The 22804-nt window shown below is 73.9% G+C and carries 23 protein-coding genes; 6 read left to right on the plus strand and 17 right to left on the minus strand.

Annotation, left to right across the window (positions count from 1 at the left end; genetic code table 11):
• Window positions 1-8: 8 nt before the first annotated feature.
• The 6 genes from OG625_RS02710 to OG625_RS02735 all read right to left on the minus strand — a co-directional run bounded on the left by OG625_RS02710 (window position 9) and on the right by OG625_RS02735 (window position 6287).
• Window positions 9-1679 (minus strand): serine/threonine-protein kinase, encoded by a 1671-nt coding sequence (locus OG625_RS02710; RefSeq protein ID WP_329376445.1) that lies wholly within the window; start codon window positions 1677-1679, stop codon window positions 9-11.
• Between the two features lie 27 nt (window positions 1680-1706).
• Complete coding sequence (locus OG625_RS02715; RefSeq protein WP_443067858.1) at window positions 1707-3257, minus strand: peptide-N4-asparagine amidase; 1551 nt, start codon at window positions 3255-3257, stop codon at window positions 1707-1709.
• Window positions 3258-3591: 334 nt separating this feature from the next.
• Window positions 3592-4098, minus strand: a complete 507-nt coding sequence (rraA, locus tag OG625_RS02720; RefSeq protein ID WP_329376446.1) for a ribonuclease E activity regulator RraA — start codon at window positions 4096-4098, stop codon at window positions 3592-3594.
• A gap of 92 nt (window positions 4099-4190) precedes the next feature.
• Complete coding sequence (locus tag OG625_RS02725; protein ID WP_329376447.1) at window positions 4191-4457, minus strand: GlsB/YeaQ/YmgE family stress response membrane protein; 267 nt, start codon at window positions 4455-4457, stop codon at window positions 4191-4193.
• Window positions 4458-4524: 67 nt separating this feature from the next.
• Window positions 4525-5379, minus strand: a complete 855-nt coding sequence (locus tag OG625_RS02730) for a DMT family transporter (RefSeq protein WP_329376448.1) — start codon at window positions 5377-5379, stop codon at window positions 4525-4527.
• Entirely contained in the window at window positions 5376-6287 is a 912-nt protein-coding gene (locus tag OG625_RS02735; RefSeq protein WP_329376449.1) for a phosphatase PAP2 family protein, read from the minus strand. The genes OG625_RS02730 and OG625_RS02735 overlap by 4 nt, the downstream gene beginning before the upstream one ends.
• Before the next feature lie 153 nt (window positions 6288-6440).
• Here OG625_RS02735 and OG625_RS02740 point away from each other — a divergent pair, with 153 nt between their 5' ends.
• Window positions 6441-7061: a TetR/AcrR family transcriptional regulator gene (locus OG625_RS02740; protein ID WP_329376450.1), complete on the plus strand. Its 621-nt coding sequence runs from the start codon at window positions 6441-6443 to the stop codon at window positions 7059-7061.
• A gap of 143 nt (window positions 7062-7204) precedes the next feature.
• On the opposite strand, the gene OG625_RS02745 is transcribed toward OG625_RS02740, so the two are convergent.
• Window positions 7205-7753 carry a TerD family protein gene (locus tag OG625_RS02745; protein ID WP_329376451.1) on the minus strand — a complete coding sequence of 183 codons (549 nt, stop codon included), beginning with the start codon at window positions 7751-7753 and terminating at the stop codon, window positions 7205-7207.
• 105 nt (window positions 7754-7858) lie between these two features.
• Window positions 7859-8971 carry a hypothetical protein gene (locus OG625_RS02750; protein WP_329376452.1) on the minus strand — a complete coding sequence of 371 codons (1113 nt, stop codon included), beginning with the start codon at window positions 8969-8971 and terminating at the stop codon, window positions 7859-7861.
• A gap of 227 nt (window positions 8972-9198) precedes the next feature.
• Between OG625_RS02750 and OG625_RS02755 the strand changes: the two genes are divergently transcribed.
• Window positions 9199-10020 (plus strand): glutamate ABC transporter substrate-binding protein, encoded by an 822-nt coding sequence (locus OG625_RS02755; protein ID WP_329376453.1) that lies wholly within the window; start codon window positions 9199-9201, stop codon window positions 10018-10020.
• Here the strand turns inward: OG625_RS02755 and OG625_RS02760 are convergent.
• Both OG625_RS02760 and OG625_RS02765 read right to left on the minus strand, forming a co-directional pair.
• Window positions 10004-10984 carry an SMP-30/gluconolactonase/LRE family protein gene (locus OG625_RS02760; RefSeq protein ID WP_329376454.1) on the minus strand — a complete coding sequence of 327 codons (981 nt, stop codon included), beginning with the start codon at window positions 10982-10984 and terminating at the stop codon, window positions 10004-10006. The genes OG625_RS02755 and OG625_RS02760 overlap by 17 nt on opposite strands.
• Window positions 10985-11181: 197 nt before the next feature.
• Window positions 11182-11748 carry a DJ-1/PfpI family protein gene (locus OG625_RS02765; protein WP_329376455.1) on the minus strand — a complete coding sequence of 189 codons (567 nt, stop codon included), beginning with the start codon at window positions 11746-11748 and terminating at the stop codon, window positions 11182-11184.
• A 237-nt stretch (window positions 11749-11985) separates the two neighbouring features.
• Between OG625_RS02765 and OG625_RS02770 the strand changes: the two genes are divergently transcribed.
• Window positions 11986-12828: an endonuclease I family protein gene (locus OG625_RS02770; RefSeq protein WP_329376456.1), complete on the plus strand. Its 843-nt coding sequence runs from the start codon at window positions 11986-11988 to the stop codon at window positions 12826-12828.
• Here the strand turns inward: OG625_RS02770 and OG625_RS02775 are convergent.
• Window positions 12825-14210, minus strand: a complete 1386-nt coding sequence (locus OG625_RS02775; RefSeq protein ID WP_329376457.1) for a (2,3-dihydroxybenzoyl)adenylate synthase — start codon at window positions 14208-14210, stop codon at window positions 12825-12827. The genes OG625_RS02770 and OG625_RS02775 overlap by 4 nt on opposite strands.
• 190 nt (window positions 14211-14400) lie before the next feature.
• Between OG625_RS02775 and OG625_RS02780 the strand changes: the two genes are divergently transcribed.
• The gene (locus tag OG625_RS02780) at window positions 14401-14898 is read left to right on the plus strand and encodes a MarR family winged helix-turn-helix transcriptional regulator (RefSeq protein WP_329376458.1); all 498 of its coding nucleotides are present in this window, start codon (window positions 14401-14403) and stop codon (window positions 14896-14898) included.
• Window positions 14895-15371, plus strand: a complete 477-nt coding sequence (locus OG625_RS02785) for a MarR family transcriptional regulator (protein WP_329376459.1) — start codon at window positions 14895-14897, stop codon at window positions 15369-15371. Before OG625_RS02780 ends, OG625_RS02785 begins: the two co-directional genes overlap by 4 nt.
• Window positions 15372-15406: 35 nt before the next feature.
• Here the strand turns inward: OG625_RS02785 and OG625_RS02790 are convergent, their stop codons facing one another.
• The 6 genes from OG625_RS02790 to pdxR form a co-directional block, all read right to left on the minus strand.
• Window positions 15407-17068: a beta-N-acetylhexosaminidase gene (locus OG625_RS02790; RefSeq protein WP_443067663.1), complete on the minus strand. Its 1662-nt coding sequence runs from the start codon at window positions 17066-17068 to the stop codon at window positions 15407-15409.
• Between the two features lie 76 nt (window positions 17069-17144).
• A complete protein-coding gene (locus OG625_RS02795) occupies window positions 17145-18458 on the minus strand; it encodes a serine/threonine-protein kinase (RefSeq protein WP_329376460.1) in 1314 nt (437 codons plus the stop codon).
• A gap of 29 nt (window positions 18459-18487) precedes the next feature.
• Entirely contained in the window at window positions 18488-19018 is a 531-nt protein-coding gene (locus OG625_RS02800; protein ID WP_329376461.1) for a hypothetical protein, read from the minus strand.
• A complete protein-coding gene (locus OG625_RS02805) occupies window positions 19015-19716 on the minus strand; it encodes an RNA polymerase sigma factor (RefSeq protein ID WP_329376462.1) in 702 nt (233 codons plus the stop codon). The genes OG625_RS02800 and OG625_RS02805 overlap by 4 nt, the downstream gene beginning before the upstream one ends.
• Before the next feature lie 7 nt (window positions 19717-19723).
• A complete protein-coding gene (locus tag OG625_RS02810; RefSeq protein WP_329376463.1) occupies window positions 19724-20173 on the minus strand; it encodes an LAETG motif-containing sortase-dependent surface protein in 450 nt (149 codons plus the stop codon).
• A gap of 43 nt (window positions 20174-20216) precedes the next feature.
• Window positions 20217-21758, minus strand: a complete 1542-nt coding sequence (gene pdxR / locus OG625_RS02815) for a MocR-like pyridoxine biosynthesis transcription factor PdxR (protein WP_329376464.1) — start codon at window positions 21756-21758, stop codon at window positions 20217-20219.
• Between the two features lie 29 nt (window positions 21759-21787).
• Between pdxR and OG625_RS02820 the strand changes: the two genes are divergently transcribed.
• Window positions 21788-22753: a DMT family transporter gene (locus tag OG625_RS02820; RefSeq protein WP_329376465.1), complete on the plus strand. Its 966-nt coding sequence runs from the start codon at window positions 21788-21790 to the stop codon at window positions 22751-22753.
• Window positions 22754-22804: the final 51 nt, after the last annotated feature.

Genomic DNA, 22804 nt, shown 5'->3' on the forward strand with positions numbered 1-22804 from the left:
GCTGAGCCTCAGGACGGGACGACCTTCTTGACCTTCCCGTCGATACCGGCCAGCACGTAGCCGCCACGGCCGTGCTCGTCGCTGAGGTAGGGCCGCATGCAGGGGACCTGGTCCATCATCCAGGGGTCGACGATCACGTAGCGCGAGGTCGGGTTCGGGACGCCCAGGTCCTTCTGCGACTGCTCCAGCAGACCGGGCAGGGCGTCCCAGTTGACCGTGACCATGTCGATCAGCGGCTCGCCGTCCTTGACCGTGCCGTTCGGGCCCGTGCGCTTGGCAGCGCCGTCGCGGTACTGCCAGGAGTCCACGGTCTTGGCACCGGGGGCGGTGGGGATGGCGGCGATGACGTAGCCGTCGTAGACCTTCAGGTCAACGAAGGTGGTCGTGCCCGTCTGCTGTTTGAAGGCCTCCAGGGCGATCCGGACGTTCTCCGGGGTGAGCATGCTGCCCCGGGGCGCGCTCGCCTTGGGGGTGCTCGTCTTCGGTCCGAGAGTGGCGGGGCGGGTGGGAGTGGGGGTCGGGGTGGTGCCGGCCGCCACGGCCGTGGGGCCGCCCTTCGCGTCGTCGCGGGCGCCGTCGCCCGTGGTGCCGTCGGGCAGCAGCCGGACGATCCCGACGACTCCGGCGACCAGCACCGCCGCGAGTACGGCGCCCATCAGCACCGGGCGGCGACGAGGGGCCCGCTCCGCGGGAAGGGGCGCGGTGGGGGCCGCGTAGGGGGAAGCCACCGGGGTGGGGACCGGGCCGAACGGCGGCGGGGTGGCCGGCACGTACGGCCCGTACCCGGCCGGAACGGCGGCGGCTGCCAGGGGCGGGGCGCCCGCGCCGCCGAGAGCAGCGCTCGCGTCCCGGAGCAGTCGTTCCAGCTGCTCCCCGTCGGGCCGCGCGGCCGGGTCCCGTACGAGCAGCCGTTCCAGTACGGACCCCAGCGGGCCCGAGCGCACGGGCGCCGGGATCGGCTCGTCCAGCACGGCGACGACCGTGGCCAGGCTGGTGGCCCGGCGCAGCGGGTGGACCCCCTCCGCGGCCACGTACAGCAGCATGCCCAGCGACCACAGGTCGGAGGCGGCCAACCCCTCCTCGCCCCGGACGCGTTCGGGCGCGATGTATTCGGGCGAGCCGATCAGCACGCCGGTCGCGGTGAGTCCCGTCGATCCGTGCAGGGCCGCGATGCCGAAGTCGGTGAGCACCGCCGAGCCGTCGGGCCGCAGCAGCACGTTGGCCGGTTTCACATCACGGTGCAGGATCCCCTCGGCGTGCGCGGCGCGCAGCGCGGACAGGACGTCGAGGCCGAGCCGCAGCACGTCGACGAGCGGGAGCGGGCCGGCCGCCAGTCGCTCGTGCAGGGAACCGCCCCGGACGAGCTCCATGACGATCCACGGGTGCCCGTCGACGCCGTCGGGGGGTTCGACGATGTGGTGGATCGTCACCACGTGGGGGTGCGCGAGGCGGGCGAGGGCGCGGGCCTCGCGGACGGCCCGTTCGCGCAACTGGTCGGCCAGGCCGGGCTGGGCGGCGGCGGTCGCCGGGTCCGGCGGGCGCACCTCCTTGAGTGCGACCTCGCGGTGCAGGGCGATGTCGCGGGCCCGCCACACCGTACCCATGCCGCCGCTGCCCAGGGGCGCGACCAGTTCGAAGCGCCCGTCGATCAATTGTCTGCCGGCCTCACCAGTGTCCATGGCCGGTCATCGTAGGCGCCGCCGGTGTCAGCAGCGGCGGCGGTCCACGGTGACGGTGCCCTGGACGGTGGTGATCGTACGGTCGTAGCAGCCGCCCGGCGCCCCGGACCCGTGCAGCCGGTAGCGGGCGGAGGTGGTGGCCACCGCGTGGCGCTGGTCGCGCGGGACGTTCGCGGTGTAGGTGGCGTCGCCCGTGTACCGGTCGTCGAGCCGGGTCACGTCCACGCCTCGGCCACCGCGCAGGGTGGTGGTGTCGGCCCGGTCGCCGAGCGAGAGGACGGTGCGCAGCCGGTCCCCGGCGCCCAGGGTGGTCTCTCCGTCCATCGTGTACGTGCGGGCGGTGCGGGTGGTGGTCGGCCCGCGCGTCACGCTCTCCTCGTCGGTCCAGGTCGCGGTCAGCGCGTCGCGGTTCTCGCCGTCGGTCCAGCGGTGTACGGAGCTGCCCCGCACGGCGCGGGTGACGGTGGTGGCGACCCGGCCGTGCGAGGTGTCCAGGTATCCGGCGACGGTCAGCCGGTGGGCGCCTTCGGTGTCCAGGCGGTGCTCACCGCCGGGGGCGGCGGGCGTCCAGCGGGAGGAGCCGGTCGGTTCGCCCGGCTCGTGCCGGGTCAGGGCGCCTGTGAGGACCTCGCGGGCCTCGTCCTGCCAGAGCAGCAGGTTGGTGGGGGTGCTCCAGCCGCTCTGCCCGGCCGGGACGCCGGACACGGACACGTCGATCCGGTGCGGGAGCCCGTCGTTGAGGAGGGCGGCGAAGGGGGTGAGGTCGTAGAGGATCGGCTGGACGTCGAAGGCACGGGGGCCGGGAGTGACGTACCAGAGGAAGGGGTTGGACCAGCCGCCCGTCCAGACGGTGGGGAAGGGCGCGGCGATGCCCGCGAGTTGCCCGTCCACGGAGACGCGGACCTCGCGGTGCGGCCCGTCGGCGGCCTTGCAGGAGTAGGGGGCCGCGTCGGGGGTGGTCATGTACCAGTACTCCTCGCAGCCGCCGCCGGAGCCGGTGGCGTACACCTCGGCGAGGAGGCGCTCCGTGTTGCGCGGGGTGGTGACCGACGGGGTGGTGAGGGGCAGGACGCGGTCGGGGGTGTCGGGGGCCGGCGGGGTACGGCCCTCGGCGGCGTGGAAGGTCAGGGTGACCTTGACGTCGATGACTCCGGTGTAGGTGTCGTTGACGACGTTGCCGATGAGCATCTCGACGGTCTGCGGGCGGGCGAGGGTGTCGCGGTAGCGGGTGACGTCCTTCTCCACGGCCCAGGTGATGCCGTCGGGCGAGGGCTGCGGGGTGGAGGTGCGCAGGATCTCGACGCCGCCGAGGGAGAGGTTGCCCAGGCGGTCGTACTGGCGGCCCTTGACCTTGCCGTCGAGGCGGAGCACGACCTTGGCCCAGTCGGCCGTGCCGCAGCCGGTGGGCGGTGTGTAGTCGCCCCGGTAGGGCGTGAAGTCGCGGAACTGCGCCTCCGCGAGGGTCACCCGGCAGGACCGGGTCGCGGGCCGGGTGACGGGCGGGGCGGGGGTGAGCGGGTCGTGCCAGTCGGTCCCGAACTCGGCGGGCGGGTCGCCGGCGGGCGCGGCCGCGGCCATCGCGGGCGCGTACGCGGGGTGACCAGCCGCCGCGGGTGCGGGCGCCGCGGGCGCGGGCGTCGCGGGCGCGGGCGTCGCGGGCGGGTGCCCGGTCGCCGGGTGAGCGGGCGCGGCGTGCGTGGTGGCGGCGTGCGTGGTGGCGTACGCGGGTCCCGCGGCGGCCGGGGCGCCGGCGGCCAGCGCGATCGCGCCGAGCAGGCCCATGATCCTGTGTCGTCTCATGGGCCCGCAGTGAAACCGGGCCCGCCCGGGCCGCGCCAGGGCCGGCGCGGCGGATGTGGCGCGATCTCGCCCCTGCGGCCCGGAGCGCCGGACTCGGGAAGTGCCCTGCCGATCAGGCCGGCAGGACGACGACGCCGTCGTCGTCGGCGTGGACCGTGTCCCCGGGCCGGAAGGTGGTGCCGCCGATCGTGACGGGCACGTCCGCCTCGCCCGCGCCGGTCTTGCCGCTCTTGCGGGGGACCGTGCCCAGGGCCTTGACGCCGAGGTCGAGCCCGCCGAGGGCCACGCTGTCGCGGACCGCGCCGTTGATGATCAGGCCCGCCCAGCCGTTGCGTTCGGCCGCGCCCGCGATGAGGTCCCCGACCAGGGCGGTGCGCAGCGAGCCGCCGCCGTCCACGACGAGGACGGCACCTTCGCCCGGCCCCTGGAGGAGTTCGCGCAGCAGCGCGTTGTCCTCGTGGCAGGAGAGGGTCCGCACGCGTCCGGCGAACAGTCGGCGGCCGCCCAGTTGCCGGAACTGGGTGGCACAGATGCCGAGGTCCTCGCCGTACTCGTCGAACATGTCGGCCGTGGGGACCGGGGGTACCCCCGGCGGTGGCTGGGGGAGGGTGACGCTCATGTCGCTGGATCTTCCTCGCTGCTCGTTCTCGCTCGTACGTCGCGCCGTGCGGCCAGCGTAACGGCCGCTCGGTGCGGGTCGGCGGAGCCGTGTCAGCGGCGGGAGTTGCCGAAGAGGATCCGGTAGCCGATCAGCAGGACCAGCGAGCCCGCGATGGCGGAGCCCCAGGTGGCGAGGTCGAAGAACTCGGTCTGGATCGGCTTGTCGAGGAACTTCGCCGAGAGCCAGCCACCGATGAAAGCGCCCGCGACACCGATGAGCGTGGTGACGATCAGGCCGCCGGGGTCACGGCCGGGCAGCAGGAACTTCGCGATGCCTCCGGCCAGCAGTCCCAGGACGATCCAGCTGACGATCCCCATGCCCAGTCACTCCGTTTCGGTGTTCGGTCGTTCTGCAGGGAGGACGCAGCCGGGGCCGGAACGGTTCTCAGGCGGTGGCCGCCGCCGGCGCCCGGACCGTCGCGGCGGGCGGGGTCCGGGTCAGCAGCAGCACCCCGCGCGTCGCCGCCAGGGCTCCGGCCACCGCCAGCAACAGGCCCAGCGCGCCGCCGTGGAGGCGTTCGCCGAGCAGGAGCATGCCGATGGCGGCCGCCGCGAGGGGGTTGGACAGGTTCACCACGGCGAGCGGGGCACCGAGCCCGCCCCGGTAGGCCCGCTGCGACAACAGCATCCCGCCGACCGCGAACACCACCACGAGCAGGGCCACCGCGACGACCCGGACGCTGAGCAGGTCCCCGCCGCGGCCTCCCGCCACGGCCACGGTCTGGGTCAGGGCGGAGGCGGCCGCGGAGGCCAGCCCGGACGCGGTCGCGTGCCGCAGCCCGGAGCGCGGGTCCTTGCGGGCGGTGAGCACCAGGATCACGGCGGCCGTCGCCCCGGAGACGGTGAGGGCCTCGGCCAGGGTGAGGGTGTCGTCGGGGGCCGGTCCGGAGGCCGGGAGCAGCAGCAGGCCGAGCCCGGCGACGGTGGCCAGGGTGCCCCGCCATTCGGTGGCGGCCACCCGGCGCCCGGCTCCGCGCGCTCCCAGCGGGACGGCGGCCACCAGGGTGAGCGCGCCGAGCGGCTGGACCAGGGTGAGCGGCCCGTACCGCAGGGCGGCCGCGTGCAGGAGGGCGGCGGTGGCGTTCAGTCCGGCCGACCACCACCAGGCGCCGTTGCCGAGCAGAGCGCCGACGGTGCGGGCGGCTGCGGCCCGGGCGAGCCGCTCCTGGGCGACGGCAGCGGCCGCGTACGTCGCGGCCGAGGCCAGGCAGAGCGCGACGGCGAGGGCGGTGGCGTTCACCGGCCTGCTCCTACGAGGGCGGGAGCGGGGGCGTTCCGCTGCCCGGGCAGCTCACGTCCGGCGCCGGCCGTTGCCCGCGGCGGCCGCGGGACCAGCAGCAGGGCCGCGCCGAGCAGAACGGTGGCCACGATCGCGTCGAGCCAGTAGTGGTTGGCCGTGCCGACCACCACGAGCAGGGTCACCAGCGGGTGCAGCAGCCACAGCGCGCGCAGGCGTGAGGACGTGGCGGCGATCATGCCGAGTGCCAGCATCAGCGCCCAGCCGAAGTGCAGGGAGGGCATCGCCGCGAACTGGTTGGCCATGGTGTCGGCGGCCGGCGCGGCTCCGTAGACGGTGGGCCCGTACACCTGGCCCGTGTCGACGAGGTGCGCCGGTTCGAGCATCCGCGGGGGCGCGAGGGGGAAGGTGAGGTGCAGGACGAGGGCGGCGCCGGTGAGCAGCGCCAGGACCCGGCGGGCCCACAGGTAGTGGCCGGGGCGGCGGACGTAGAGCCAGACCAGGAAGAGCGCGGTCGCGGGGAAGTGGACGGCCGCGTAGTAGGTGTTCGCCGTGTGGACGAGGGCCTCGCCGTGCAGCAGCAGCCGCTGGACCGCGCCTTCGCCGGGCAGGTGCAGGGCCCGCTCGGCGTCCCAGGTCCATCCCGCGTTGCGGAAGGCCTCCTCGGTGCGGCCCGTCGAGAGCGTCCGGCCCGCCTTGTAGACGGCGAACAGGCCCGCGACGAGCAGCAGCTCGCGTACGAGCCGGCGCCGCGCCGGCGCCCGGTCGTCGGGCTGCCGTTCGCCGGGCTCCCGTTCACCGGGTTGCTGTCCACCGGGTTGCTGTCCACCGGGCTCCCGTTCACCGGGCCGGCGTTCGCGAGGCTCCTGTTGACCGGACTCCCCGGATATCCCGGTGGTCTGGGCGTTCATCCCCCGGTCTCGCTTCCTGTTTCACATGCGCACACATCGACACGCCAGTGTATCGATACATTTGCGTATCGATACGCAGGTGTACCGATACGCTCGCGTTCCCGTAGACTTCCCAGAGCCCGCCGCCGAGGCGCCCCGAGGAGAGCCGCACCCATGACGTCGACGCCGCCGCCGAGCACCGCGCGCCGCTCCAAGATCACCCCGGAGCGGGAGAAGGAGTTCTACGACGCCGTCCTGGAGCAGTTGCGCGAGCACGGCTACGAGGCCCTGACCATGGAGGGCGTCGCCGCCCGCGCGAGCTGCGGCAAGTCCACGCTCTACCGGCAGTGGAAGACGAAGCCCCGGCTGGTCGCGGCGGCCCTGCGGGCGAACCGGCAGGGCACGCTCGCCGCCGTCGACACCGGGACCCTGGCGGGCGACCTGCGCGAGGCCGCCCGCATCGCGGCGGGCACCTCCGGCCGGGACACCCGGCTGACACAGGCCCTCGGGCTGGCGGTGCTCGGTGACGAGGAGCTGCAGTCGGCGCTGCGCGAGGCGCTGGTCGAGCCGGAACTGACGGCTTTCGACGCGATGGTGGAGCGCGCGGTGGCCCGGGGCGAGATCGCCGCGGACCATCCGGCCGTCGAGTTCCTGCCCGCGCAGCTGATGGGCGTGCTCCGGATCCGGCCCGTACTGGACGGCCGGTACGCGGACGCCGACTACCTGGTCCGGTTCGTCGACGCGGTCATGCTCCCCTCGCTGGGTCTGGCGCCTTCGGGCGGCCCGACCCCCTGAACCGGCGGGCCGCCGTCTCGATGACCGGACGGCGACCTGCCCGCGCTGCCTCGTGGGGACGGCGGCAGCGCGCCACCCGGACGGGGCGGCGGCCACTCACGCGATGAGCGGCCGCCTCCCGGTCCGTGCGGCCACAAGCCCGTCTAGCGCACGGAGCCCATGGCCCGGGTGTACTCCTCCGGGTCGGCGTCGAAGCCGCGCAGCCGCGCGTCGAGGGACCAGGCGCCCGAGGCGTCGCGGAGGAACTCGGCGACCGTGGCCGCGGTGGCGGTCGGTACGGACCCGAAGTCACCCTGGGCGAGGTCGGTGTGGCCCTCGCGGATCCGGAAGCCCGTACCGGCGATGTCGGCGAAGGTCCTCGCCCGGTCTCCCGAGTCCGCTCCCGCGAGGGCGTTCTGTATCACCACGCCGACGACCACCCGGCGCGACTTCTCACCCATCCGCTCCAGTTCGATGGTCATCACCTCGTCGAAGCCGAAGCCCTGGCCGGTGTGGCTGTCCCGGTTCAGGGTGATGGTGCCGTCGGGCGACCGCTTGCCGAAGTGGACCAGCTGGACCGGATCCCGGTGGAGGTCCTCCGCCCCGTAGACGGCGGCGACGATGTCGAGGTCGTTCGCGGGCGTGCCGGCCGGGCTGGGGTCCCACCGCAGTGCGACCTCCACCTTGGCCAGGCCCTTGCGTACACCGGTCACCGAACTCCCCCTCCGTCCAACGGGTATGGCTCGGCCATGATCCCATGCGGCGCCCGGGCAGGGCCGAGCGACCGTACGTTCCCGGCCAGTCGGCCCCGCCTCCGGCTACCAGTCGCCGTCCTGTACGGGCCTGCCCGGCCGCGGGGCGTTGCCGAGCGGCTTGACCTGGCCGGGTGCCGGGTCCACCCAGGGAGTGTGGTCGTCTCCGAGCCACTCCCCGACCGGCTTGACCTGGCTCAGGGAGTCGGCCGGGGCGAGGTCGGCGGCGGATTCGTCGTAGTAGTCGAACCAGGGCAGCCCGGCCTTGGTGTAGGCGGCCCGGTCGATCGGCGAGGGCGGGGCGTCCTCCCCGGTGATACGGCGCCACTCGGGCGGGGTCACCAGATGGACGAAGACCCGCGCGTCCGCTTCCTCGGCCCAGTCGGACAGCGGGCGCTCGTCCCGGTAGACCTCCTGGTGCATCGAGCCGCCCACGCCGAGCCCCATCGCCGGAGCCGCGGGCGGAGCGGCCGCACCCCGCCGCAGGGCCGAGCGGGGAGCGGCGCCGGGCGCGCCACCGGGGGGCGCCATCATCGGCGCGGGCATCGGTGCGGGCACGGGACCGCCGAAGCCCCCGGGAACGGGCGGACCCCCGTACGCGGCGGGGGCGCCCGGCATCGGGGGCGTGCGGCGCGCCTGCTCCGCCCGGCGCCATTCCGCGAGCGGCACGGGCCCCAGCGGGAACGCCTGGAGCTGCACGCCGCCGGTGGTCTCCTCGCCGGTCACCTGCCCCTCGACCGTGGCGCCGAGCCCGAGCGGCACGGCGACGAACTGGCGCACCGTCCCGTCTCCGGAATTGATCCCGTCCAGCCACGGCTGCCGGGGCAGCACGAGGTAGTTCTGCGGGCCGCGCGCGAGTCGTCCCGTCCAGCGCTTGCCCGAGACGGCGCAGACCTTGCCGACGCCGACCTGGAGCGCCGCCGGTTCACGGGTCCCGCCGAAGCTCAGCCACATCGCCTCGCGCAGGTACACGGGCAGCATCACGCCGCCCTTCGCCAGCCACTCCGGCGGCACCGTGTCCGGGTAGTCCTCCACCCGGCGCAGCGGGAACTCCCCCAGCCCCGGCGGCAGCGAGTGCGTGCCGGATTCGGGCAGCCTCAAGGTCCGGATGAACCTGATCTGCACCCCGTCTCCCAGGAGCAGCGCATTTCCGTCCACCCGTACCGAACCCGTTCCCATGCCGCCCCTTTTCCCGCTCACGCGCCGATCGGCCGCACAAACGGCGGTCGATCCGGATCGTTATCCTCAAGTTTTGCTCAGATGTAGTGACGGTGGGCCCGTCACCTTCCTAGCTTCCTCATACACGCGTCGTCTTCCGTACACGTGTCTCGACGTCCCCCCACGTCTCCGCGGTTCCCGCGCCCGGCGATCCCGGTGCACGCCCGCGTCCAAAGAAAGAGTGCAAGATGAAGGTTCCCCAGGCCGGCGCGATCGCCGCAGTGATCGCCCTCACCCTCGCCACCGCCGGGTGCAGTGGCGACGACGAGGCCAAGGGGACCCTCGCGGTGGGCATCAAGTTCGACCAGCCGGGCATCGGGATGCGCGAGTCGAACGGCACCTTCACCGGTTTCGACGTGGACGTCGCCACGTACGTCGCCAAGGAGCTCGGCTACGAGCCGGACCAGATCGAGTTCAAGCAGGTGTACAGCAACGACCGCGAGCTGCTCCTCCAGTACAACGAGGTGAAGTTCGTCGCCGCGAGCTACTCGATCAACGACAAGCGCAAGGAGAAGGTCGACTTCGCCGGCCCGTACTTCGTCGCGCACCAGGACCTGCTGATCCGCGCCGACGACACGAGCATCACCAAGGCCGAGGACCTCAACAACCCCGCCAAGCGGCTCTGCTCGGTCGAGGGCTCCACCTCGGCCGAGAACCTCAAGAACAATGTCGCCCCCAAGTCGCCCAGGCCCCTTGAGGTCGCCGGCTACTCGGAGTGCCTCGTCGCCCTCCAGGACCGTCTGATCGACGCGATCACCACGGACAATTCCATCTTGGCCGGCTACGTGGCCCGGAAGGGCAACGAGGGCAAGTTCAAGCTGGTGGGCCAGAACCTGAGCGTCGAGAACTACGGCATCGGCGTCAAGAAGGGCAACAAGGAGCTCCAGGGCAAGATCAACGACGCGCTCAAGAAGATGGTCGAGGACGGCTCGTGGGAGGCGGCGGTGAAGAAGAACTTCGGCGCCGACTACAAGAACGAGCCGGCCCCCCCGATCACACCGGGCAGCTGACGATCGTCGAGGCGGTGGCCGGATCCGACCAGTCGGCGTCGAACCGGGCGTTGACCACGTAGAGCCGGTCGCCGTACAGGGCCGCGGTGGTCGGCTCGTCGAAGCGCGGGTCGGTGATCCGCTTGACGAACCGGGCCCGGCGGCCGTCCCCGCTCAGCGTGAACACGTCCACCGCGTAGGCCCAGTTGCGTACGACGTAGAGCGTGCGGCCGTGGACCACGAGCCCGTCGCCGTTGGCCACCGAGCCGCCGTCGAGGACGGTCCGGGTGGCGGTCCCGGTGCGCGGGTCGACGCGGAACAGCGCCTCGGCGGTGTCGTGCACGAGCAGCAGGGCCTTGCCGTCGGGGGTGCGCTCGATGCCGTTGGCACCCCAGTACTCCCCGCCGGGCGGCACCGGAACCCACTCGCCGCCGAGGCGCAGCGCGCGCGGTGCGGCTTCGGCTCCCGCGAGCGAGCGGCCGACGGGCAGGAAGTACACGACGTCGGCGAAGGAGTCGGTGAACCAGGCTCCGCCGCATCCGACGACCACGTCGTTGACGAAGGCGATGCCGGTGGCGGCCTGGTGCGTGGCCAGGACCCGGCCGTCGCCGGCGTGGACGACGCGGATCTGCCCGCTGTCTCCGCCGGCGACGAGCAGCCGGCCGTAGCCGTCGAGCTTGAGGCCGACCGACTTCGGCCCCTCGCCCCGGGTGATGATCCGGCCCGCCCCGGTGGCGAGGTCGACGCGGTAGATCGAGCCGTCGATCAGCGAGCCGGTGTAGGCCGTGCCGCGGCCGGAGACGGCGATGCCCTCCGGCTGGAATCCGGCCGGGGTGGCGATGGCGTCGGGGCGCGAGGTGGTGGCCGCGGGCCCTGCCGCCGTCGTACGGGCCTGGGCGAGCGGGGCGAGCGGACCGGCGAGCGCGGCGCCGCCGAGGGCCGCGGCCGCGCCGATGAACCTGCGCCGACCCAAGGGTCCAGTCACGGTGGTGTCCTTTCAACTGCTTTGAAAACAGCGTCGATTGACCCACCCACCTCAGCACACCTCCCCCGCCCCGTCAGGTACGCGTCCGGACACTTCACAAGGGAATGGGGAGCCTCCCCTTCACCACCGTGCTGCCGCTCCCCCGCCCCGCCCGGGTCGGACCACGGGCGGGGCGGGGCAGGGCGGGCGGGGAGGGATCAGGACACCGGGGCCTTGCCGCGCAGCACCGTCAGGAACTCCCGCATCCAGCGTGAGTGGTCGGGCCAGGCCCGGGCCGAGACCAGCGTGCCGTCGACCACGGTCTCGGAGTCCTCGAACTGCGCCCCGGCCGCCTTCATGTCCAGCTCCAGCGCCGGGTACGCGGTCACCCTGCGCCCGGACAGGCCACCGGCCGCGGCCGTGATCAGGGGGCCGTGACAGATCTGCGCGATCGGCTTGTCCGAGTCGGCGAAGGCGGCCAGGATCCTGCGCACTTCGGGGTCGTTGCGCAGGTACTCGGGCGCGCGGCCGCCCGGGACGACCAGGGCCGCGTACTCCTCGGGCACCACGTCGGCGAACGCGATGTCGGCGGGCCAGGTGTAGCCGGGCTTCTCGGTGTAGGTGTCGAAGCCGTCCTCGAAGTCGTGGACCACGAACCGCAGCTTCTTCACCGCCGGTGCCGCGATGTGGACCTCGTAGCCCTCCTCGCGAAGTCGCTGATAGGGGTAGAGGACCTCCAGGGACTCGGCGGCGTCGCCGGTCACGATGAGGATCTTCACTGCCATGGGCTGCTCCCGGTAGGGGTGTTCGCGGTAGGGGTGTTCGGCGTTCGCGCTCGGCCCGGTCCCGCCGGGCCACCGCTACCCTGCCCGCGGCGCGGCCGCCGCACACCCGAAGGTCCGCGCGCCGGACACATGGCCTTTACCTGCACGGCACATGACAATGTGAGCCTCGCTCTGCCACCTGATGCCCCGCCAACACCCCGGGTGGGGACGGTGTTTGTGGAGAGGAACCCCCACGTCATGAGAATGTCCCGCCTGACCCCGTGGGCCGCCGGCCTCGCGGCGGCCGCCCTCTTCGCGATACCGGCGGCCGCCTCCGCCGGCCAGGATCGCACCGCGGCTCCCGAGACCGCGACCGCCGCCACGGCGGCTTCCGCCGCTTCGACCGCCACCGCGGTGGACACGTACTACGCCCCCGCCGAGGGCAAGACCGGCGCCGCCCTGAAGACCGCCCTGCACCACATCATCAAGGTGCAGTCCAAGGTGAGTTACGACGGCGTGTGGAACGCGCTGAAGGTCACCGACCAGGACCCGGCGAACCCGAACAACGTCATCCTCGTCTACTCCGGCCGCTCCCAGTCGAAGTCCACCAACGGCGGCGACCCCAACGACTGGAACCGCGAGCACGTCTGGGCCAAGAGCCACGGGAACTTCGGCACCGCCACCGGGCCGGGCACCGATCTGCACCACCTGCGCCCCGAGGACGTCACGGTCAACAGCACCCGCGGCAACAAGGACTTCGACCTTGGCGGCGGACCGGTCAGCGAAGCCCCGGGCAGCCTCACCGACAGCGACTCCTTCGAACCGCGCAACGCCGTCAAGGGCGACGTCGCACGCATGCTGCTGTACATGGCCGTCCGCTACGACGGCGGTGACGGCTTCGCCGACCTGGAGATGAACGACAAGGTCAACAACGGCAGCGCCCCGGCACACGGCCGGATCAGCGTGCTGAAGCAGTGGAACCGGATGGACCCGCCGGACGCCTTCGAGCAGCGCCGCAACCAGGTCATCTACGACACCTACCAGCACAACCGGAACCCGTTCATCGACCACCCGGAGTGGGTCGACTCCATCTGGCCCTAGTCGGGGTCGCCAGGGCCGGCCGCGGCGGGCGCGGCGCCGGGACGGCGGCCGGTCACGACCAGGTTGCCGTCCGGGGTGCGCCGCGCGAGGTCGCCCGTGCGGAAGTAGCCGTCGGCGGTGAAGGAGCGCGCGTTGTGGCCGGGCGCCCGGTAGTAGCCGCGCAGGGTGTACGGGCCGCGGGCGAGGAGTTCTCCGGGCTCCCCGTCGGGCACGTCCTTCCCGTCGGCGTCGACGATGCGGACCTCGTCGTCGGGCGAGAGCGGGCGGCCCTGCGTGGTGAACACGGTCTCGTCCGGATCGGCGGGCCGGGTGAGGGTGAGCGGTCCCTCGGCCGCGCCGTGCACCTGCTGCGGGCGGCAGCCCAGTTCGCGGCAGATCCGTTCGGCGATCGCCCGGGGCAAGGGTGCTCCACCTATCTGCACAAGGCGCAGGCTGGTCACGTCCGTCCGGGCCGTGGGCAGTGCGTCGAGCCAGCGCTCGGCGAGGGCGGGCTCCACCGAGGTGACGGTGACCCGCTCCCGGTCGATGGCCGCGAGGCATGCGGCGGGTTCCGGGTCCTCGAGCAGGACGACGGTGCCGCCGACGGAGAAGGTGCCGACGATGCCGGGGCAACCGAAGGTGAGGTTGGACTCGGCGGGCAGCGCGGCAAGATACACGTCGTCCTCGGTGAGCGACACCAACTCGGCGGCGGCCCGCGCCTGGTAGGCGTAGTCGTTGTGCGTCCGCGGTACGAGCTTGGGCGGTGCGGCGGAACCGCCGGAGAGCAGCAGGAACGCGACCTGGTCGGCGGTCTGCGCCGGCGCCGGCCCGGGCGGCTCGTCGATGGAGCTCAGCGGGAAGTAGTGGCAGCCCGAAGCGTCGACCGTGAACCCGCCGTAGGGGTTCGAAGTGCCCGGCGCCTCGAAGGTGAACACCCGGCGCAGGAAGGGTCCTCGGGCCGCGATGTCCGCGGCCATCGCCGTGTGGTCGAAGCCCCCGTACGTCGAGGGACCGACGTAGCCCACGGCCTCGGTGAGCCGCACGAGGTCGGACACCTGGGCCGCGCGGTGCGGGACCGGGCAGAAGACGGGGACCACACCGGCCCGCATCAGCGCGAAGACGGTGATGACGAACTCGGGGACGTTCGGCAGCTGGACGACGACCCGCAGCCCGCGCCGGAAGCCGAGCTGCCGGAATCCGGCGGCCATGCGATCGACGCGCCGGTTCAGGTTCGCGTACGTGATGCGGGTGCCCCCGTGCACGAGCGCGGTCCGCGGTCCGTACTGCAGGGCCCAGCCGCGCAGCAGGTTGTCCAGCGTGTTGCCGTGCCAGTGCCCGGCCATCCAGTAACGGTCGGCGAACTCCTCGGGCCAGGACGTACAGCCGTCGAGCATGGATGTCATTCGCTTCCTTCTGTACCGGCCGTCCCGACCCGGCAATCCAATCCGCCGGTACCCCCTCACGCAATGCGCTTTCCCGACCATGGACACCGAAGTCGATCAGCCGAAAGCCCAACGAGCGCCGCCGACCTGGAGGAATGATCTCCATAGAAAATAGTAGCCATGGACATAGTAGCCATGTACCGTATCTGCCATGAGCAAGGGTTCAGCACCGGGTCCCACGCCCGGCTTCCTGGTATGGCGCCTCGCCAACAAGTGGCGCGTCGCGGTCGATCGCGCGGTGGCCCCGCTGGGCCTCACCCACGCGCAGTACTCACTGGTCGCTTCGCTGTACGGCATGCAGCGCACCGGTGAGCGGCCCAGCCAGCGCCGGCTCGCCGACCACACCGGCCTGGAGGCGCTGTACGTCTCGAAGCTGGCGCGCGCCCTGGAGTCGGCCGGCCTGATCGAGCGCACCCGCGATCCCCGCGACCCGCGCGCCGTCCAGCTCGCCCTCACGGAGCCGGGCCGTGCCGTCACGCGGCAGGCCATCGCGGTGGTCCAGGAGCTGCTCGACCAGTTGCTGGAGCCGCTCGGCGGCCTCGACGCCGAGCGGACGCGGGTGTTCACCGACGAGCTGAGAACCCTGCTCGACGCACCTCTCGATCCATCCGTTCCGAACGACGAGAGCACACAAGGGGCAACGCCATGACCACCACCGCATCGACCACCGCCGGCAACAGCCACGAGACCGCGCCCGTCGCCACGCCCCGCGCCCTCGGCCTGGCCCACTACGCCGCGCGCGGCGTCCTGGAGCACGTCCTGGCCCGGCACGGCGTCACCTTCGAGCAGCAGATCGCGCTGCGCGCCGCGGTCACCGCCGAGTCCCCGCAGACGCCGGACGAGCTCGTCGCCCAGGTCCGGGGCTCCCTGAAGGCCGATCCGGCCGACGTCCGCGCCACGCTCGACGTGCTCCAGTCCAAGCGGCTCCTCGTCGCGGAGGGAGCGCACCTCCTCGCCACGGACGCGGGGCGCGAGCTGCTCGACACCGTGGGCGCGGAGACCGCCCCCATCAGCGCTCGCGTCTGGGGCGGGATACCCGCCGAGGACCTGGCCGCCGCCGGCCGCGTCCTCACCCTGGTCACCGAGCGCGCGAACGCGGAGCTCGCGGCGCTGACCGCCTGACGTGCCGCGCTGATACGGCCGGCCCCGCGGCCGTATCAGGACAGCCGGTCGGCGAGGGTCTTGAAGTCCGGCCAGGGCAGATCAGGGGTCCGGGAGTCCCACACCTTCTGGGAGAGCGCGGCCAGCGGCAGCCGGATGCCCGCCGCGACCTGCGCCTGGGTCTGGGCGCCCGCCAGATCGCACCAGACGGCCAGGCGGGCTCCCAGGATCTGCTTCCCGTAGGAGGCCGGGACGGCGGTGGCGCCACGCAGTACGAGCGGGGTCCACTGTTCGTAGATCCGCCGGCCGGTGGGGTAGGTGAACTGGTTCGGCTCGCCCAGCACGTAGTACAGGTACTCGTCGTTGAGGTTCACCACCGCGCGGCCCTCGCGCAGGTACTCCAGCGGCGGGCGGGCGCCGATCTCCTTGCCCGTCCAGTACTCGGCCTGGATGTCCTTGGCCGCGGTGGCCACCCCGCCGGTGAAGAATCCGTCGTTCCACGCCTTGAGCGCCTTGCCCGACGGCCGGATCACGGCGGCGCGGTCGTTCAGCCAGCCCGTCGCCAGGTCCTGTACGCGGGCGGTGGGCCCGTACCGCTGCCGCGCGGCGGTCGCCAGCTGGGGGAAGGAGGTCTGCGGGTCGCGGTAGACCAGCGCCTGGTACTCGTCGGCGCCCAGGTGCCAGGCCCCGCCGGGGAACAACGGCAGGTATTCGCGCAGCAGTTCGTCGACGAGCTTGGCGGCCGCCGGGTCGGAGATGTCCACCGCGCCCTTGACCGCCCTGCCCTGTACGTCGGTCAGTTGCAGGCCGGGGTGGGCGCGGAGCACGGCGCCGAGGTGCCCGGGCGAGTCGATCTCCGGGACGACGGTGATGTGCAGGCGGGCGGCGAGCGCCGTGATGCCGCGCACCTGGGCCTTGGTGAGGTGCGGGGTGGAGACGATCTCGGGGTGGCTGTCGGACTCGATCCGGAAGGCCTGGTCGTCGGAGAAGTGCAGGCCGAGCTGGTTGAGCTTGAGGTCGGCCATCTCGCGCAGCCGGTCCTCGATCCACTCGGGGGTGAAGTACTTGCGCGCGATGTCGAGGTTGAGGCCGCGCTGGGGCTTGGCCGGGGCGTCGCGCACCGTTCCCTCGGGGGCCGAACCGGAGCCGCGGACGGCCTGCTTGAGGGTGCGGGTGCCGTAGAAGACCCCGGCCTGGTCCGGTCCGGTGATGCGGACCCGGCCGTCCTGCACGGCGAGGGTGTACGACTCCGGCGGTCCGGATTTCGCGTCGCCGAGGGACAGTTCCACGTCGCCCGCGCGCGGGGCCGTCGACTCCGCGTAGCCGATGTCGAGTTCACTGGCGAGCAGTCTGCCCTCATCGGACAGGGCCGCCTTGTCGTCCTGCGGGACGACCACCCGGGAGTTCGGGGCGGGCTTCCAGCCGGGGCCCCGGGCGGGCGCGTGTTCCCGTACGGCCGGAACGGTCCGCGGGGCGGTGGAGAGGGGGTGGCTCGGCTGCGGCGACGGGGTGGGGGCTGCCTCAGGGACGGGCTCGGCGACGCCGTCCGCGGGCGGGGCACCGGTGCCGCTGCCGGACGTCGGGGCGGCGGGGGCCGCCGGGGCGCGGGCCTCGTCCGATGCGGCCGTACAGCTCGGGACGGCAAGGGTGACCAGCGCGGCGACGGTTGCCGTCGCGATGACGTGGACCCTCCTGTGCCGCCTCGGATTCCGCATCATGCACCTGTGTGTCTCCCGTACCAACGTGGCACGGGGGACGCGGCTGCGCGACCGGGGGGGGCTCGGCCGGCGCCGCCTAGCGCCTGCCGGGGACCGCGCGCCACAGCATGAAGCAGCACGTACCCAGCAACAGTCCGTTGAGCACGAAGGTGAAGTGCACCATCTGCCGGAGCAGGTCCACGACGATGAAGAGCCCCATGTTCACGCACACGAACAGGATCCACTCCACCACGGCGGGCAACCGCGGCCGCAGCACAGCGTTGACCAGCGCCAGGATCAAGGCCACGGCGAGGACGGTCGGCGCCGTCGTGGGGCGGATCCAGTGCTCCACACGGAACCAGGGCAGGAGGAAGGCACCCAGCCAGACCAGTGCGAAGCAGACCCCGCCGCGCAGCAGCATGGCCCGGCGCGCACGCGTCGACGGGCCGGGCGCGAGGTCCGGAGCGGCCGCGGTGGACGCGGCGCGGGCCCGCCGTGCCGCGACCGGCGCCTGCCGGGCGGCCCGCGCCGCGGCGGGCCCGCGCGTGGGCGGCGGCACGGCCCTCCGTGGAACCCGCGGGGCGGGCACCGCGCCGGACGCGACGGGTTCCAGCGCGGCCAGGGCCTGGTCGGCGGTGGCCCGCCGGGCCGGGTCCTTGGTCAGCAGCGCCGCCAGTACGTCGGTCAGCGGCCCCGCGCGCTCCGCCGGGCGCGGCTCCTGCGTGACGATGGCGATGCAGAGCGCCGTGAACGTTTCGGCGGAGAACGGCTGGACGCCCTCGACCGCGCCGTACAGGGTTGCGCCCAGTGCCCACAGGTCGGTGGCGGGGGTCGGCGGCTCGCCCTCCAGCTGCTCGGGGGCCATGTAGGAGGGCGTGCCGATGATCGCCCCGGTGTGGGTGAGCGCGGTGGTGGCGTCCGCCATGTGCGCGATGCCGAAGTCCGTGATGATCACCCGCTCGTCCATGAGCAGCACGTTGTCGGGCTTGAGGTCGCGGTGGACGATCCCCGCGGCGTGGGCCCGGCCGAGCGCCTTGAGCAGCTGGACGCCGATCTCCGCGACCCGCCGCACCGGCAGGTGGCCGCCCTGCGCCACGGCGGCGGCGAGGGAGGTGCCCGTCACGTACTCCATGACGATGACGGGCGCTCCCTCGTGCACGACCACGTCGTGCACGGTGATGATCCCCGGGTGGTTGAGCCGGGCGGCGGCCTTGGCCTCGCGCATGACGCGCCGGAGCAGGACTTCGCGCTGCGCGTCGCCCACGCCCTGGGGGAGCGTCACCTCCTTGACGGCGACCTCCCGGCCGAGCGTCTCGTCGCGCCCCCGCCAGACGCGCCCCATGCCGCCCTGGCCCACCAGTTCCAGGAGTTGGTACCGGCCGCCGACCAACGCCCCGCTCACGTCTGCCACAGGGAACACCTTATGGGGTGTCACGGCGGTCAGCGGGACGGGCTCGGCGAGTAAGGCACGGATGGCGAAGGGGACTTGAGTGCCGGGGCCGAGGACTCCGGGGGTGCGGCGGACGGGGTCGCCGATACGGCGGGGGCGGGCGAGGAACTCGGCGTCGGGGACACGGGCTCCGGCGCCTTCGTCGCTCCCGGCGGCCGTGACGGCGAAGGGGTCGGCGACAGGGTCGGGTTCCGGCTCGGTGCCGGGGTCGGGGAGACGAGCTCGGGCGGAGCGGCCGGCGGCGCCGGACGGACCGGCGCGGCCTCCGGGGCGAGGACCAGGTACCCGCCCAGGGCGGCGGCCGCCACGCCCAGACCCGCCAGGTACACAGTGCGGCGCCGCAGCGGGGTGAGGGCCGCGGGTAGCCGTCGCACGTGCGGACCGGGCGGGTCGGCGGGCCGCAGGGCGCGCACGGCGACCCCGGCCGCACGGGCGTCGAGGGCCTGCCGCAGCCGCCGTTCGACGGGGCGTTCGACGGAGCGTTCCGCGGGGTGTTCGCCGTCGTGCGTCGTGGGCGTCATATCCGTCCCTCCAGAATCCGCTCCAGCGCGTCCAGGCCCCGGCTCGCGTTCGACTTGACCGCTCCCCGGCTGATTCCGAGGGTGGTGGCGATCTCCGCTTCGCTGAGCTCGGCCCAGTAGCGCAGCACCAGGACCTGGCGGCGGCGCGGGCTCAACCGGCCGAGCGCGGCCAGCACTTCGCGGTGCGCCTCGTCGAGCACGACGGACGCCTCGGCGGACGGCATCTCGGCCGCGGCGGGCGGGGTCCAGGCCCGGGCGGTGCGCCTGCGGCGGAGCACGGAGCGCGAGGTGTTGACCACGGCGGTGCGCAGGTAGCCCAGCGCGTTGTCGACCTCCGTGATGTGCTCGCCGTGGCGGCGGTACAGGGCGGTGAAGGCGTCCTGGACCACGTCCTCTGCGGTGGCCAGGTCGTCCACGAGCAGCACGGCCAGCCGCACCATCCGCAGCCGGTGCGCGTGGTAGAGCGCGGAGACGGTGGGCGGCTGCCCGAAGCCGCCCTGGCCGCTGAGGTCGTAGGTGTCCGAGGAGTCGTACGCGGACCCGTACGAGGAGCCGTACGAGATCTCGTACGAGGACCGGTACGCCCGCGGGGATCCCGGCGGGGCGGTGCGGTCGCGGCGCAGGAACGCCCACAGGCCCCGCCACACCCGGTCGAGGACGGGCGTGGCGGGGCCGGCGGTCGGTACGAGGTGCAGCACGGGTTCCTCAGCCGTTGGCGCGGCGCCGTACGGTGTACAGGGTCCCCGCCCCGGCGGCGACGAGGACTGCGGCCCCGGCCCCCAGCGCGGTGGTGGTCGCGGAGGAGCCAGTATGCGCGAGCTCGGAGCCCTCCGGCGAAACGGGCGAGGCGGGTGAGGGGGAGACGCTCGGCGCCGCGCTCGGGGCCGCGCTCGGCGCGGAGGACGCGGAGGCCTTGGGTGCGGCGCTCGGCGCGATGCTGCCCGGGACGCTGACCGACGGGCTCGGCTTCACCGCGTCCGCGGGCACCTTCGGCGCGGCGCTCGGCGAGGCACTGGATGCGGGCGCGGGCGCGGCGGAGCCCCCCGCGGCCCCCGTGGCGAAGGCCGGTCCGGCGAGGGCGACGACGGCCCCGGCGGCGGCCGCGGTGGCTGCGGCCCGGCGGACGGTGCGGGGGACGCGCTTCAGGTTCTTCACGGTGGTTCTCCACGGTCGGGTCGAGGGCGCGGGTCCGCACCCTTCACCCCCGCACGACGCGCGACCCCGGTGGAGGTTGCTTTTCTTCTCGAAGAATTTTCCGCCCGGCCCGCGCCAGTCCCTCCAGGGCCGTGCCCAGTGTGGCGATGCCCTCCTCGATCTCGCCCGCGGAACCGGCCGCGTAGCCGAGGATCAGGCCGGGCGGGCCCGGTCGCATCCGGTGCCAGGAGAGCGGATGGGCCTTCACTCCGAGGTCCAGGGCCGCCGCGGCCAGGTCGGTGTCCGCGAAGCGGGCGCCGTCGAAGGTGACCGTGAGGTGCAGGCCGGCCGCCGTCCCGTGCACCCGGGCGCCGGGCAGCCGGTCGGCGAGGGCCCGGAGCATGGCGTCCCGGCGGCGGCGGTGACGGCGCCGGACGAAGCGCAGGTGCCGCTCCAGCTCGCCCGAGTCCATCAGCCGGGCGAGGACGAGCTGCGCGAGGACCGGATTGCCGAGGTCGGCGTAGCGTTTGGCCGCGATCACGGGGTCGCGCAGCCTCGGCGGGACCAGCAGCCAGCCGAGCCGCAGCGCGGGGGCGAGGAGCTTGGAGACGCTCCCGGCGTAGCAGACGCCCTCGGGGAGCAGGGCGCGCAGCGCGGGGACGGGGGCGCGGTCGTAGCGGTGCTCGGCGTCGTAGTCGTCCTCGATGACCAGTCCCCCGGCGGCCGCCCAGCCGAGCAGGTCCCGGCGGCGTTCTCCGTCGAGGACGACCCCGGTGGGGAACTGGTGCGCCGGGGTCATCAGGACTGCGTCGGCCCCACTCGCCCGCAGGGCCGTCACATCCAGCCCGGCCTCGTCCACCTGCACCGGTACGGTCTCCAGCCGGCCGTACTCCAGCTGCTGCCGGGCCCCGAGGGAGCCGGGGTCCTCCACCGCGACGCGCCGTACGCCTTCCTCCCGCAGGACGTGCGCGAGGAGTCCGAGGGCCTGGGCGACACCCGCGACGATCACCACGTCGTCGGGGTCGGCCCGGATGCCGCGGTTGCGCGCCAGCCACCCGGCGACGGCAGCCCGCAGAGCGGCGGCACCCTGCGGATTGCCGTAGCCGAAGTCAGCGGGGGTGAGGGCGGCGAGCACCCGGCGCTCCGCCTGCAGCCAGGCCGTACGGGGGAAGGCGGTGAGGTCGGGGACCCCGGGCGAGAGGTCGATCCGGCAGGGCACGGCGCGCAGGGCGTCCACGAGCCCTCCGCGTTCCGGGGGCGTCGAGGGGGCGGCCGGCGGGGGCGGGGCTGCGACCACGACGGTGCCGGCCCGACCGCGGCCCGTGACCTGGCCGCTCTCCGCGAGCCGCTGGTAGGCCTCGGTGACCAGCCCGCGGGAGACCCGGAGCTCGGCGGCGAGCACGCGGGTGGCGGGGAGCCGGCTGCCGACCGGGAGGGTGCCGTCGGCGATGGCGGCGCGGAGCCGGCCGGCGAGCCATTCGGTGCGGCCGCCGGCGGGGGCACCGCCGATGTCCAGCTGGAGGAAGTCCGACCCGGCCGGACTTCCGGCACCGATCGCGGACCCCTCTTTGGACCCCTCGACGGAACCTTCGTTGGACCTGCTCATGGGACCATTGTGGTCCCAGGCTGGTCGGTATGAAGAAGAACCCCTCCACCCTGCGGGACCTGGCCCCCGGCACCGTCGGGATGGCGCTGGTCGGCAGCAGTGTCACCGTTTCGCGCTCCCTCGTCGACGCCCCGCTCTTCGCCGTGCAGGCCGTCCGGTACACGGGCGCGGCGCTGCTCCTGCTCGCGCTGGCCCGGGCGGCGCGGGTGCCGGTCCTGCGGCCGCGCGGCCGGGAGTGGCTGTGGCTGGCCGGGATCGCGGCGGCGGGGCTGGTGCTGTTCAACATCGCGGTCGTACGGGGGGTCGCACATGCCGAGCCGGCGGTGATCGCCGTCGCGGTGGCCTCCGTACCGATCCTGCTGGGGCTGCTCGGCCCGTTGCTGGAGGGGCGCCGGCCCAGCCGGCAGGTGCTGCTCGCGGCTCCCGTGGTCGTGGCGGGGGCCGTGCTGGTCGAGGGCACGGGCCGGACGGACGCCGCCGGGGTGGGCTGGGCGGCGCTCGCGTTGGTCTGCGAGGCCGGGTTCACGCTGCTCGCCGTGCCGGTGCTGCGGCGGCACGGCGCATGGGGGGTGTCGGTGCACGCGGTGTGGATGGGGGCGGTGATGTTCGCGGTACTCGCGGTGGCCTTCGAGCGCCCCTCGGACCTCGCGTCGGTGACCGGGACCCAGTGGGCGGCCGCGGGGTACCTCGCCGTCATGGTGACGGCCGTGGCCTTCCTCCTCTGGTACCGCACGGTGGCCGCCGTGGGCGCGGGCCGCGCCGGGCTGCTGACCGGGGTCGCCCCGCTCGCGGCGGCCGGGGCGGGGGTCTGCACGGGGAGCGGGGTGCCGGGGCCGGCGGTGTGGCTGGGCCTGCTGGTGGTGATCGCGGGACTGGCGGCGGGCCTACGGCCGACCCCTCGGGCGGGGCGCGGCCCCCGCTGCCGGGGCTCCGCCCCGGACCCCGCGCCTCAAACGCCGGCGGGGCTGGGGAGTCTCCCCGGGGCGGGGCCTTGATGGTTCGGGTTGGTCCGCGGGGTCCCTCCGGGGCGTCTCCTCGTCCTCGCG

It is taken from the genome of Streptomyces sp. NBC_01351 (genome assembly GCF_036237315.1).
Lineage (GTDB): Bacteria > Actinomycetota > Actinomycetes > Streptomycetales > Streptomycetaceae > Streptomyces.

What these genes read in the sequence shown, in the direction of transcription:
- OG625_RS02740 (WP_329376450.1), top strand. Translation starts at nt 6,441, where the DNA reads ATGACGTCGACGCCGCCGCCGAGCACCGCGCGCCGCTCCAAGATCACC.
- OG625_RS02800 (WP_329376461.1), bottom strand. Translation starts at nt 19,018, where the DNA reads ATGACGCCCACGACGCACGACGGCGAACACCCCGCGGAACGCTCCGTC.
- rraA (WP_329376446.1), bottom strand. Translation starts at nt 4,098, where the DNA reads ATGAGCGTCACCCTCCCCCAGCCACCGCCGGGGGTACCCCCGGTCCCC.
- OG625_RS02755 (WP_329376453.1), top strand. Translation starts at nt 9,199, where the DNA reads ATGAAGGTTCCCCAGGCCGGCGCGATCGCCGCAGTGATCGCCCTCACC.
- OG625_RS02715 (WP_443067858.1), bottom strand. Translation starts at nt 3,257, where the DNA reads ATGGCCGCGGCCGCGCCCGCCGGCGACCCGCCCGCCGAGTTCGGGACC.
- OG625_RS02820 (WP_329376465.1), top strand. Translation starts at nt 21,788, where the DNA reads ATGAAGAAGAACCCCTCCACCCTGCGGGACCTGGCCCCCGGCACCGTC.
- pdxR (WP_329376464.1), bottom strand. Translation starts at nt 21,758, where the DNA reads ATGAGCAGGTCCAACGAAGGTTCCGTCGAGGGGTCCAAAGAGGGGTCC.
- OG625_RS02775 (WP_329376457.1), bottom strand. Translation starts at nt 14,210, where the DNA reads ATGACATCCATGCTCGACGGCTGTACGTCCTGGCCCGAGGAGTTCGCC.
- OG625_RS02735 (WP_329376449.1), bottom strand. Translation starts at nt 6,287, where the DNA reads ATGAACGCCCAGACCACCGGGATATCCGGGGAGTCCGGTCAACAGGAG.
- OG625_RS02780 (WP_329376458.1), top strand. Translation starts at nt 14,401, where the DNA reads ATGAGCAAGGGTTCAGCACCGGGTCCCACGCCCGGCTTCCTGGTATGG.
- OG625_RS02785 (WP_329376459.1), top strand. Translation starts at nt 14,895, where the DNA reads ATGACCACCACCGCATCGACCACCGCCGGCAACAGCCACGAGACCGCG.
- OG625_RS02770 (WP_329376456.1), top strand. Translation starts at nt 11,986, where the DNA reads ATGAGAATGTCCCGCCTGACCCCGTGGGCCGCCGGCCTCGCGGCGGCC.
- OG625_RS02790 (WP_443067663.1), bottom strand. Translation starts at nt 17,068, where the DNA reads ATGATGCGGAATCCGAGGCGGCACAGGAGGGTCCACGTCATCGCGACG.
- OG625_RS02750 (WP_329376452.1), bottom strand. Translation starts at nt 8,971, where the DNA reads ATGGGAACGGGTTCGGTACGGGTGGACGGAAATGCGCTGCTCCTGGGA.
- OG625_RS02725 (WP_329376447.1), bottom strand. Translation starts at nt 4,457, where the DNA reads ATGGGGATCGTCAGCTGGATCGTCCTGGGACTGCTGGCCGGAGGCATC.
- OG625_RS02765 (WP_329376455.1), bottom strand. Translation starts at nt 11,748, where the DNA reads ATGGCAGTGAAGATCCTCATCGTGACCGGCGACGCCGCCGAGTCCCTG.
- OG625_RS02710 (WP_329376445.1), bottom strand. Translation starts at nt 1,679, where the DNA reads ATGGACACTGGTGAGGCCGGCAGACAATTGATCGACGGGCGCTTCGAA.